This is a genomic window from Mycobacterium sp. NGS48, from assembly GCF_059812585.1.
The window spans coordinates 86175-99032 of record NZ_JCALCY010000006.1 but is presented as its reverse complement, the minus strand read 5'-3'; the positions used below and the strand labels follow the sequence as shown (position 1 = coordinate 99032).

Annotated in this window: 2 protein-coding genes; one reads left to right on the top strand and one right to left on the bottom strand. The window is 65.2% G+C overall.

Annotation, left to right across the window (positions count from 1 at the left end):
• Positions 1-7: 7 nt before the first annotated feature.
• Entirely contained in the window at positions 8-1429 is a 1422-nt protein-coding gene (locus AC5Y42_RS13525) for a condensation domain-containing protein (RefSeq protein ID WP_499899017.1), read from the bottom strand.
• 342 nt (positions 1430-1771) lie between these two features.
• On the opposite strand from AC5Y42_RS13525, the gene AC5Y42_RS13520 reads away from it, so the two are divergent.
• On the top strand, positions 1772-12799 hold the full coding sequence (locus tag AC5Y42_RS13520; protein ID WP_499898786.1) for a type I polyketide synthase: 11028 nt from the start codon (positions 1772-1774) through the stop codon (positions 12797-12799).
• The last annotated feature ends 59 nt before the right edge of the window (positions 12800-12858 follow it).

The following is a 12858-nucleotide window of genomic DNA, read 5'->3' as shown; positions in this document are numbered from 1 at the left end:
CTCCACGCTATGCGACGCGTCCCCAGTGCCCGCTATCAGCGACCCGCGCGCACACCGACCGCATCGCCACCATGTAGCGGGCAACTGATTTCTGGGCGATCGGGTTATCGGGATGCATGATTGCGATTGCCACACCATCGCCGTACCGAAATAGATACATGGTCAGTTGATAGGAATACCGGCCGTCAGAGTAGATGCCGATGTTGTTCGCCAGGCCCATATCGGCTGCGGCAAGAACAGCGTTCAGAGGGGCGGCTCCGCCGTGAAAAAAGTTCGACACCAAAAAGTTCGGCTGTGGCCAGCGTAACTGCGGCGCCAGTTCCATTACGTGGTAATACGGCACCTTCGCCATGTCCAGACCCGAATCGAACGAGGCCTGCGCTGCCCACGCGGCATCGTTGAACGAGGCCGCAGCTATGGGCACCGTGATCGGGATCAAGCCGGTAAACCAACCCTGTGTCATGAAATTGTCCACGCCGCTGCGGGAATCTCTGGGAGTGAGCCCGTAGTACGTCAGAGCACCAGTGAACTCATGCTCAACGAGGGCTAGGCAGGCGAACAACCCGCCGACGAAGCGCGCGCCGGCCGCCGTGCAAGCTGATTCGAATCGCGCCGTCTGTGCTGAGTCCATCAAGAGTTCGGAGGCCATGCCACTGGCACTCGACTCCGACGGGTTGCCCAGGGGGAGTGGAAATTCAGGAAAGCTACCGTTGTTGTTCTCCGCGAAGTCGATCCACGCGCGTACTTGAGGCGATTCTAAAGTTAAAGTCGAGGTGTACTGGCGCTCGCGGGAACAGAAGTCGTCAAAGCTGCCGGCATCGGGAAGTGCAAGGGGTTGTCCGCCTCCACTGACGGCCGCATACATTCCGTTGGCCTCCAGCATCGTCGTGCCGATCAACGTCGCGTCCCCGTGGACGTGGTCCATCGCGGCAAAGAAGGTGAAGTGGCTCTCGCTTTGGACGATCCCGAAGGTGAAGCAGCCCCATTCCAGCGGATTCGGGATGGCCACGACGTGATCGCGTATTTCGTCGACCGTCATGTTGCCGTGCTCGATCGGCGCGAATGCGATATCCGCGGGCTCACTGACGGTATGCCTGACGAACTCGCCACCACCGGTGGGTTCGAACCAACTGCGGAAGGTGTCGTGCCGACGCAGGTATGCATTGACCGCGTGATCCATGGCCGCGATGTCACACCGGCCGGCAATCTCACAGGTAGCGATGATTTGCCGAGAAAAGTTCAGTCCCGCGGCCGCCCGTTCGCAATAGTTACGAAGATGTTGGCCCTGCATGTAGCTGACCGGCACCGAGCTGACCGGCGCTTGTCGAACCTTCTGCTGAGCCGCGTCCGTCGGGTGCCACGAGGTCACTGCGCCTGGGGTCAACGTCCAGTCATCGAGTGAGCCGATCGTAATGTTCCCAATGCGCAAAACGTCGTCCTCCTCGATTTGAACGGCCGGCCACGTCGGCAGCGAGACCAACATAGCCCGCTCTGTAACCACTGTCGCCCAGTGTCGTCAGCACGCGTGCACAGGCCTACACTCGCTCGCGGACCCAGTGGGCTGGCCGCAAAGATGAAACAACTTCGACGTCGGACGCAGACCGGCAGGCATGCCTGACGAGGGGGTGCCCGGTGCCGGCACCGGGCACTGGCCATGGTGGCGCCGCATACTGGCGCACGTGCAATACTGGCGCCCGGTCGGTGACTCTTAGCCCACTGGGCCGCCCGTTGCGATCGAGTCTTCACCGTCGTCAGCAGGGAGGACAACGGCATGGCATCCGTCGGAGGCCACCAGCAGTCAGAACCAAGTTTTGCGATCGTCGGCTACGCGGCGCGTTTCCCGGGGGCCGCGGATGCGGACGGGTTCTGGGAGGTGCTGCGCGAGGGCCGCGACGCGGTATCGGAGGTGCCCTCCGACCGGTGGGACGCCGAGGAATTCTTCGACCCGGACCCCGACGCGCCCGGGAAGATCGTGACCCGTCGGGCAGGCTTCGTCGACGACGTGACAGGGTTCGACGCGCCGTTTTTCGGTATGTCAGCGCGCGAGGTCAGGATGATGGACCCGCAGCATCGGCTGTTGCTGGAGACGGCGTGGCAGGCGGTAGAACATTCAGGCACTGCGCCAACGGATTTGGCGAACACTAATACCGGGGTGTTCGTCGGTTTGTCGACCCACGACTACCTGGGCATGGCATCCGACGAGCTGACGTACGCCGAGATCGAAGCCTATACGGCAATCGGGACGTCGAATGCCGCAGCAGCGGGCCGCATCAGTTATCGGTTGGGCCTGCAGGGCCCGGCGGTCGCGGTCGACACAGCGTGCAGCTCGTCGTTGGTGGCGATCCATCAGGCCTGCCAAGGGCTGCGCTTGGGCGAATGTGACCTCGCGTTGGCCGGCGGAGTAAACGTCCTGCTCACCCCGGCGACCATGATCACTTTTTCCCATGCGCACATGCTCGCGCCCGACGGCCGGTGCAAGACGTTCGATGCAGCCGCAGACGGCTACGTGCGCGGCGAGGGTTGCGGTGTCATTGTCCTCAAGCGCCTCGACGACGCGATCCGCGACGGCGACCGGATCCGGGCCGTGATCCGGGGTAGCGCAATCAATCAGGACGGCGCATCGGGCGGTTTGACGGTGCCGAATGGGATCGCCCAGCAGCGGGTTATCACGGAGGCGCTGAAGCGTTCCGGCGTCGCACCCGGCGACGTCGGATACCTGGAGGCACATGGGACCGGGACATCGCTGGGCGATCCGATCGAGGCGCAGGCCGCAGCCGCGGTGCTCGGCACTGGACGCGAGGCGGACCGGCCGCTGTTGATCGGCTCGGTGAAGACGAATATCGGGCACCTGGAAGCAGCCGCGGGGATCGCCGGCGTGATCAAGGTGATCCTCTCTCTCGAGCACCGGATATTGCCGCAGCACCTGCACTTTCGCAATCCGTCGCCGCACATTCCCTGGGACCGCCTTGCCGTGCAGGTCGTGCGGGAGCCCACCACGTGGGAACGTAATGGTCGGCGGCGGATCGCCGGAGTCAGCTCGTTCGGATTCGCGGGCACCAACGCGCACGTCATCATCGAGGAAGCGCCTGACGAAGTGGGTCAGGGCGCGGTCGCACCGAGCCCGGTCGAGGCGCCCGGTGACCGACGGTTCAGCGTCCTTCCGCTCTCGGCACGCACGCCCGCCGCACTGGTGCAGCTCGCCGGTCAATACCGGAGCTGGTTGAGCGCACACCCGGACGCCACCCTGGCCGACGTGTGCTTGACCGCCGGGGCGGGGCGGGCACACCTGGAGCACCGGGCCGCTTTGGTGGTCAATTCGAAGGAATCTGCCAGTGAGTTGCTCGGTGCGCTGGCGGACGACCGCCCGGCACCCGGTCTGGTGCGCGGCGTATCCAATGACACGCCGAAGACGGCGTGGCTGTTCACCGGTCAGGGCAGCCAGTACGTGGGCATGGCCCGTGAGCTGTTCGACACCGAGCCGGTGTTCGCCGAGACGCTGACCCGTTGTGCGGCGGTGGTCGCCGACGTCCTCGAAAAACCGCTGCTGGACATCATTTTCGATGCAGATGGCCCAGACAGCGAAGAGGCGCTGCGGCAAACCACGTATGCCCAGCCCGCCTTGTTCGCGGTGGAGATGGGCTTGGCCCGGCTCTGGCAGTCATGGGGCTTCGAACCCGACGTGGTGCTGGGCCACAGCGTGGGACAGTATTCGGCGGCCTGCGTTGCGGGCGCGTTCGGGCTCGAGGACGGCGCGCTGCTGATGGCCGAGCGCGGCTGTCTTTTCGGCAGTTTGCCCGCCGGTGGCCGGATGGTCGCGGTCTTCACCGCCGCCGAGCGTGTCGAGCGCCTGACTGACGAGTTCCCAACTCTGTCGGTGGCCGCCTACAACGGTGCTAACACCGTGCTATCGGGACCCGCGCAGGATCTGGATCGGGCGATCACCGGGTTGACCGCCGACGGTGTCCGGTGTGATTGGTTGGACACCAGCCATGCGTTCCACTCGGCGCTGCTGGATCCGATCCTCGACGAGTTCGAGTCGTATGTGGACCGGTTCGATTTTAGCCGCGCACCACAACGGATCCTGATCTGCAACCGTACCGGTGCTGCGCTCGGCAGGACGGTGAAACTCGATGGCAACTACTGGCGTCGGCACGCGCGCCAACCGGTGGAATTCGCCAAGAGCGTGCGCACCCTTGCCGATCTGGGCTGCAAAGTGTTGCTGGAGGTCGGTCCGCAGCCGGTGCTCACCGCCGCGGCCCTACGAGCATGGCCGGACCCTGCCACTGCACCGCGGGCGATCGCGTCATTGCGCCGAAACACCGCCGACCATCGCCAGATCACCGAAGCCCTTGCCGACGCGTACGTGCTGGGGCACCTACCGGACTTCGGCGCTGTCGTAGGACCGGCGCGAAAGCTCGACCTGCCCACCTACCCGTTCCAGCATCGCCAGTACTGGTTCACCGAGACGCGGGTCCGGCCCACCAACCAGACCAACGCCACGAGTACCGAAACCGTTCGGCTTCTCGAGAACGATCGCATCGAGGAACTCGCTGCGCTGCTCGACGGCGCGAACGGAAATGGGCAAACCGTCGATGTGTTGAAAAAGCTTGCCGCGCAACACAATCAGCAGCGCCGAAGCGGCCTCATCGCCGACTACCGGTACGAGATCCGCTGGGAAAAGTCTAATGCCACCGTCCAAGACGGGGGAACCGGCGAGACGTCCGCGTGGCTTCTCATCGGCGATGATGCCGAGGTAGTTCAGCCTTTGGTCGACACGCTGACCGCCCGCGGGCATCAGCACCGGATCCTCGGGTTGCCGCTGTCCGACGCGGACGAGGAAGCGCTCGAGGGCACGTTGCGCGCTGCGGTGGCAGACGAACCGAGGCTACGCATCGTGCACGTCGCAGCTCTCGGTGCCGAGACCGCACCATCGATGCGGTCGCTGTTGCGGATGCAGCACCGAATCCTGGCCGGAACGCGCCGACTCTTCCGCGCTGCCGTTGCCGCTGAGCTGCGCCGACCCATCTGGGTGGTCACTCGCGGCGCACAACGTGTCAGTGACGCGGACACTGTGGCACCGGATCAGAGTTGCCTGTGGGGATTCGGTCGTGCCGCCTCGCTGGAGCATCCGCAGGTGTGGGGCGGACTGGCGGATCTGGCGCGCTGCACTGCCGACGAATGGTCGCGGTTGATCGATCAGGTGGTGGCGAGCGACTCGGCCATTGGTGAAGACCAACTGGCCGTGCGTGACGGCGCGGTTTATGTTCCGCGGTTGGTGCGGCGCCTTGGGCAGTCGAGCGCAACACCGTTGGCGCTGCGCGCTGACGCGACGTATCTGGTGACCGGAGGGCTGGGTTCGATCGGACTGGAAATCGCCGGATATCTGGCCGCGCACGGCGCCCGACATCTGGTGTTGACCAGCCGACGCTCGCCCAGTGATGCCGCGCAACAGCGCATCGATGCGATACGCGAACAGCACGGCTGCGAAGTTCGGGTTGTCGCAGCCGATGTCGCTGACGCCCACGCCGTCGCGCGCCTGTTGGCCACTGCTCAGGCCGAACTTCCGCCGGTGGCCGGCATCGTCCATGCCGCAGGCGAGAACGGTACCACTCCGCTGCGCAACCTAGACGATGCCGAAGTGGATCGTGTTTTCGCCGGCAAGGTCTGGGGCGCTTGGCATTTGAGCGAAGCAGCCGCGGACCTGCAGCTGGACTTTTTCCTCAGCACCTCCTCGATCGCCTCCGTATGGGGCAGCTTCGGTCAGACTGCCTATGGCGCGGCTAATGCCTTCCTCGATGGGTTGGCCTGCCGGCTGCGCGAACAGGGCATCCCTGGGGTCAGCGTCAACTTCGGTCCCTGGTCGGCGGGCATGGCCGACGAGCAGGCTCGTGCGCGACTGAATCAGCGCGGGGTCCGGACATTGTCACCTGCCGATGCACTGGCAGGTATGGCCGATGTCATGGCCGTCGCCACCACCCAGGGGATCGCACAAGGAACAGTGGCCCGCATCGACTGGGCCCGCTTCCTGCCGCTCTACCAGCAGGCGGGCAAGCGCTCATTCCTGGCGGAGTTGGAGCGTGACGTGCCCGACATGGTGCTGGCGCCAACGCCGTCCGGCAAGACCCAGCTGGTCGAGCGGCTCACGAATGCGCCGGTGCAGCAACGCAAGAAGCTGATGGCGGATTACCTGCGCGACGCGGTGGCGGAGGTGACGCACGTCGATGCCGCGGAGATCCGCGAGGACGCCGGATTCTTCGATCTCGGCATGGATTCGCTGATGGCCGTCGAATTGCGGCGCCGCATCGAGCAGGGAGTGGGTAAAGAAATACCGGCGACCCTGGCGATGGATTACCCACGGCTATCCGACGTGGGGGATTACCTACTCGGCGACGTGCTCGAACTCGCTGAGCAGCCAGCCGCCAAGTCACCGCCTCAGGCGGCATCGGTAGCGACGACGCGCACGGATGAGCCGATCGCGATCGTCGCGGTGTCGTGCCGTTTCCCCGGCGCGCCTGACCCGGAAGCCTTCTGGGAGGTGTTGTCCGGCGGTGTCGATGCGATCCGGGAAGTCCCGGAGGACCGGTTCGACATCGACGAGTTTTACGACCCGGATCCTGAGGCCCCGGGCAAGATCTACAGCCGCTTCGGCGGATTCCTCGACGGAATCGACGGATTCGATCCGGAATTCTTCGGCATCTCCCCGCGCGAGGCGGTGTGGATCGAGCCGCAGCAGCGGCTCATGTTGGAAACGGTGTGGGAGGGCTTAGAACGGGCGGGGTACGCGCCGGCGGACATGCGTGGCAGCCGAACCGGCATCTTCGTGGGGGTGGCCGCCAACGAGTATGCGCATCTGCTGTCCGCAGAGTCGGTCGACAAAATCGAGCCGCACTTCATCACCGGCAATGCGCTCAATGCCATTTCCGGTCGGGTTGCCTTTGCCCTCGGGCTCAACGGACCGGCGGTGGCGGTCGATACCGCATGCAGTTCGTCGTTGGTAGCCGTCCATCAGGCCTGCCAGGCATTGCACTCCGGTGACTGCGATTTGGCGTTGGCCGGTGGTGTGAATGTCTTGCTGAGTCCGGTATCCATCATCGCCGCGTCGCGCGCCCGGATGCTTTCGCCGGTCGGGCGATGCAAGACGTTCGACGCCTCGGCCGACGGTTATGTGCGCAGCGAAGGCTGCGGAATTCTGGTGCTGAAGAGGCTGAGCGATGCGGTACGTGACGGCGACCGGGTTGCCGCGGTCATCCCGAGCAGCGCAGTCAATCAGGACGGCGCTTCGAGTGGTCTAACGGTACCCAATGGCGCTGCGCAGCAACGTCTTATCGGCACGGCGCTGGCTCGCGCCGGCCTGTCTGGTGGGGACGTCGACTACCTTGAGGCCCACGGTACGGGTACCCCGCTGGGTGACCCGATCGAGGTGCAGGCGGCCGGAGCCGCCTATGGTGCCGCCCGTGACGCGGACCGGCCGTTGCTGATCGGATCGGTGAAAACCAACATCGGCCACCTCGAATCGGCGTCAGGGGCCGCTGGTCTGATCAAAGTCGTGTTGTCGTTGCAGCACGGGGTGCTGCCGCAGAGCCTGCACTTTGACAAACCGTCACCGCATATCCCGTGGGATTCGCTGCCGGTGCGGGTCGTGGACAAGCCCACTGCGTGGCAGGCCAACGGCAGGGTGCGGCGCGCGGGCGTAAGTTCCTTCGGGTTCACCGGGACGAATGCGCACGTACTGATCGAGGAGGCGCCGGCCCAATCGGCTATCCCCGATGAACATTCGGGAGACGACGCCGCAGCGGCGCCCGAGTCAGAGGCTCAGGATGATTCGGTCAGTGTGCTGCCGCTGTCCGCGCGGTCGCCAGAGGCGCTGGTGGCATTGGCGCAGCGTTATGGGTCCTGGTTGGACACCTACCCGGAAGCAGATATCGCCGATGTGTGCCTTACGGCCGGCGCCGGGCGTTCGCATTTCGAACACCGGGCCGCGCTCGTCGTGGATTCGGTCCGTGGAGCCCGAGACGGCTTGGCCGACTTGGCCGAGAACCGGCTGCGACCCGGGGTGGTACGTGGCGAGTGTGCTGACCGTCCGACGACAGCGTGGTTGTTTACTGGGCAGGGCAGCCAGCATCCGGGAATGGCGCGCGAATTATTCGACGCGGAGCCGGTTTTCGCAGAAACGGTGACACGCTGCGCGGACGCGGTCGACGAGCTGCTGCCGCGCCCGTTGCTGGAGGTGCTGTTCGCCACCGACCGCGACACCGGCGAGGCACTGCGGCACACCTCGTGTGCGCAGCCGGCGCTTTTCGCCGTCGAGATGGGCCTGGCCCGGCTGTGGCAGTCGTGGGGCGTCGAGCCCGATGTGGTGCTGGGGCACAGTGTGGGCCAATACGCGGCAGCGTGTGTGGCCGGAGTTTTCAGCCTCGAAGACGGGGCACGGCTGATGGCAGAGCGCGGACGCCTGTTCGGCAGTTTGCCCGACGGCGGGCGAATGGTGGCAGTGTTCGCCGACGCCAAGCACGTCGAGGAAATTGCCAGTGAATTCCCTCAGGTGTCGGTTGCGGCCTACAACGGCCCGAACACGGTGCTGTCAGGCCCGGGCGCCGACCTCGAACAGATCGTCGCCAAGTTCGGCGATGGCGGAATCCGCTGCAACTGGCTGGAAACCAGCCACGCCTTCCATTCGGAGTTGCTGGAGCCGGTGCTTGGTGAATTCGAGTCGCACGCAGCGCGGTTGCAGTTCGCTGTGCCGACATTGCCGCTGGTCTGCAACCGCACCGGCGCCGTGCTCACCGCCGGAACCGCGTTAGACGCCCAGTATTGGCGGCGGCATTCGCGCCAGCCGGTGCAGTTCGCCGAAAGCGTGCGCACCGTGGCGGCGCTGGGATGCTCGGTGCTGATGGAGATCGGCCCGCAACCGGTTTTGACCGGGGCTGCGGTGCAGGTCTGGCCAGAGCATCTGGCGGCGCCGCGTGCAATCGTTTCGCTCCGCAAGGGTGCCGGCGACCGGCGTCAGATCGCCGAAGCTCTGGCCGGGGTCTATGTCAGCGGCCATCGGCCCAATTTCGCTGCGCTGCACCATCAACCTGGCCGCAGAATCGAACTGCCCACCTATCCGTTCCAGCGCCGTCGCTTCTGGCCCAAGACGTCCGGCATTGCCGGTCTCGACGGGCAAGCCGTGGGCGTGTCTGGAATCCTGGGTAGCGCCAAAGATCTCGCCTCCGGCGACTGCGTCTACACCAGTCGGTTGTCCGTCAAATCGCAACCGTGGCTTTCCGATCACGTCATCTACGGCACCGTAGTTGTTCCGGGGGCGACCTATGCGGCGATGGCCCTGGCCGCCGCTGGGCCGCCGGCGCGGGTGCGAGACGTATTCTTCTACGAGCCGATTATCCTGCCCGAGAAATCTTCTCGCGAGGTGCAGCTGACGTTGCATCCGCTCGAGGACGGCGGCGGCTGGACCTTTCGGGTGGATAGCCGCCCGTACGGCGTCCGTGATGCTGAATGGTCGTTGAACGCCGATGGCACGGTCGTCGCAGAGGTCGATAACGAGCTGGCAGCCGATCCGGTCGACTCCATCGAAGCAGCGATCGAACGGATGGACCGCGCTCGTCCACAACACCTGTTCGAGACCTTCGCCGAGAGCGAGCTGGAATGGGGGCCGACGTGGTCAACGTCGCTCAAATCGCTTTGGATGGGTGACGGTGAGGCGATCGGCGATATCACCGTCGGCGATGAACTCGCCGAGCACCTCGGAACCGAGCCGATCCATCCGGTGCTGCTCGATCTGTGCACCGGAGTCGTCTTCCCGGCGTTCCCGGCGATCAGCGCGGCCGAACAGGGCATGACAGACCTGTTGTTGCCGTTGCGGTACGGGCAAGTGGCACTGCGGGAGAAGATGCCCCGGCGGTTCTATTGCCGCGGAAAGTGGCGTGCCAGCGCCCTCGACAGCGACACCCAAGTCTTCGATATCGATTTCGTCGACCGGGATGGTCGCCACTTGGGCGGGATTCGTGAGTTCACAGTCAAACGTGCGCCCCGCGAGGCGTTGTTGCGCGGCCTTGGCGGCGATGCCACCCGGCTGCTGTACAGCCTGGGCTGGCACGAGATGCCGCCTCAGCCGTCGAGCATTGATGTCGGGGGTGCCGGAAACGTGAACGGCACCTGGCTGGTTGCCGGTTTCGACGAACTGGCGGCCGACCTGCCGGGCTGCGTCTCTGTTGACCGGTCCTCGATCTCAGCGGATGCCCAGCCCTTGGGGCAGCTGCTGTCGCAGGCGCGAGAGCGCGGAGAGCCGTTCACCGGCATCGTCTGGCGCAGCTCCGGACCGAGTGCAGACGAGTCGAGCGTTGAATGTGCTGCGCGGCTGGAGAACGAGATCGCTCACCTGCTCAGTGCCGTGCACACCTTGCAGGCCGGTGAGGTGATCAAACTTCCTGGTGGTCTGTGGATCATCACTGAACGAGCCGTGGCGACCGAATCCGGCGAGTCGGTCGACCCGGTGCAGGCGGCGCTGTGGGGACTTGGGCGCACCATCGTCAACGAAGAACCGGCCCTGCGCTGCAGGCTGGTTGATTACGACGGATCAGAGCAGGCCGTGCATTCGCTGGCCGGACTTCTCAGCGCACCGATCGAGGAACCCGAACTTGCACTGCGGCAAGGAAAGTTGTTGGCATCGCGGTTACTGCCGTGGTCGCGCAGCGGTCACCTCGCGGTACCGCGCGGAACCGATTACGTCCTGACGCCCACTGAACGCGGCGCGATCGACAACCTGCGTCTGATCGAGACGGAAGCGTCGCCGCCCGACGACGGCTGTGTGCAGGTGCGGGTTGAGGCCGGTGGCTTGAACTTCCGGGAGGTTCTCAATGTGCTGGGCCTCTACCCTGGTGATCCGGGACCGCTCGGCGGCGACTTCGCCGGCGTTGTCACCCAGTTGGGTAGTGGCGTCACCGGACTCGAGGTGGGGCAACGCGTCTATGGCTTCATGCAGGGTGCGTTCGCGAGCCGGTTCAACGTGCCGGTTCAGTTGCTGGCGCCGCTGCCTGACGGACTGAGCGCGGTTGCGGCCGCCACCATCCCGGCCGCGGCACTCACGACCCGACTCGCGTTCGACTGGGCGGAGCTGAAGCCCGGCGACCGTGTGCTCATTCACGCCGCGAGCGGTGGTGTCGGATTGGCGGCCATTCAGATGGCGCAACGGAAAGGCGCGATCGTCTTCGCCACCGCCAGCGCCTACAAACGCGCGACACTACGCAAGCTGGGTGTGGAATATGTCTACGACTCGCGCAGTACGGATTTCGCCGACCAGATCCTGGCCGAAACCGACGGCGCCGGCGTCGACGTCGTGCTCAACAGCCTGACTAACGATGGGTTTATCGAAGCGACCGTACGGGCCACTGCGCGCAATGGCCGTTTCGTCGAGATCGCCAAGCGCGACATCTGGACGCGCGAGCAGATGACGGCGGCCCGTCCGGATATCGCCTACGAGATCGTCGCTTTGGACTGGGCGTGCGTCCAAGAGCCCGAGCGTATTCGTGGCCTGCTGGACGAGGTGTCGGATGGGTTGGCTAGTGGCGAGTGGACGCCACTCCCGGCCGAGATCTACCCGCTGACGGAGGCGAAGACGGCGTTCCGCCGCATGCAGCAAGCGCGGCATATCGGGAAGATCGTGCTGCAAATGCCGAAGCCGCTGCAGCCGCGAGGCGATCGGAGCTATCTGATCACCGGTGGCCTCGGTGCGATCGGCCTGCACACGGCGTCGTATCTGGCTCAACTCGGGGCCGGCGACATTGTGCTGACCAGCCGGCGCGCGCCCAATGCCGAGGCGCAGCGGGCGATCGAGGATATCACTGAGCGCTACCGGTGCCGTATTCACATTTTCGCGGCCGATGTCGGCGACGAGCTTGAGGTCGCAACGCTGCTGGAACGGGTCCGCGCGCAATTGCCTCCGCTGGCGGGAGTGGTCCATTTGGCGGGCGTGCTCGACGACGCGCTGCTGCCACACCAGAGTCTGGAGCGTTTCCGGACTACGTTGGCGCCCAAGGCATACGGCGCCCGCTACTTAGATCGTTTGACCAAGAGCGACGATCTCGACTTCTTCATCGTGTCCTCCTCGGTCTCCAGCTTGCTCGGTTCACCCGGCCAGGCCAACTACTCGACTGCCAACGCGCTACTCGACGGGCTGGTTGCGGAACGGAAAGCGCAAGGCCTGCCGGCGGCCGGCGTCAACTTCGGTCCCTGGGCCGAGGGCGGGATGGCCTCTTCGGAGGCGGCCCGCGCCAACCTTGGTGCGCAAGGCCTGCTTCCGCTGGAACCCACGGCTGCGCTGGCCGCGCTCGCCGAGGTTGTCGCCAACGGAACTGGGCAGGCAACCGTCATCAAAGCGAACTGGCAGCGTGCGGCGAAGCTGCTGGGCGGTTCTCGTCCACCGATTCTGGACCTCGTGTTGCCGAGTGCCGTCGCGGAGACAACCGGCGACAGTGAGTTGCTTCGGCAATTGCAGGAGATACCGGTGGCGCAGCGCGCCAGTTTCATTACCGAGTTCCTGCAGCGCGAAGTGCAGCAGTTCTTGCGGCTCGCGCAACCACCCGCCGCAACCAGTCGGTTCCTCGACCTGGGCACGGATTCACTGATGGCGGTGGAACTCCGAAATCGGTTGCACAGCCAGTTCGGTGGGGCGTTCACGATCAGCGCTACCGCGGTATTCGACTATCCGACGATCGGCGGGCTTGGCGAGTATCTCGCAGGGCAACTGCCTGAGTCGGAATCGGAGTTGGTGGAGGCGGAACCCGTCGCGGCGACCGACTGAACGCACACCACGGAACGCGGTTCTGCGTGCCGTCATAGGGGCGCACCTTGAAGGCCCGC

Bases quoted from the DNA above. Each gene is read 5' to 3' on its own strand.
- AC5Y42_RS13520 (WP_499898786.1), top strand. From the start codon at position 1,772: ATGGCATCCGTCGGAGGCCACCAGCAGTCAGAACCAAGTTTTGCGATC.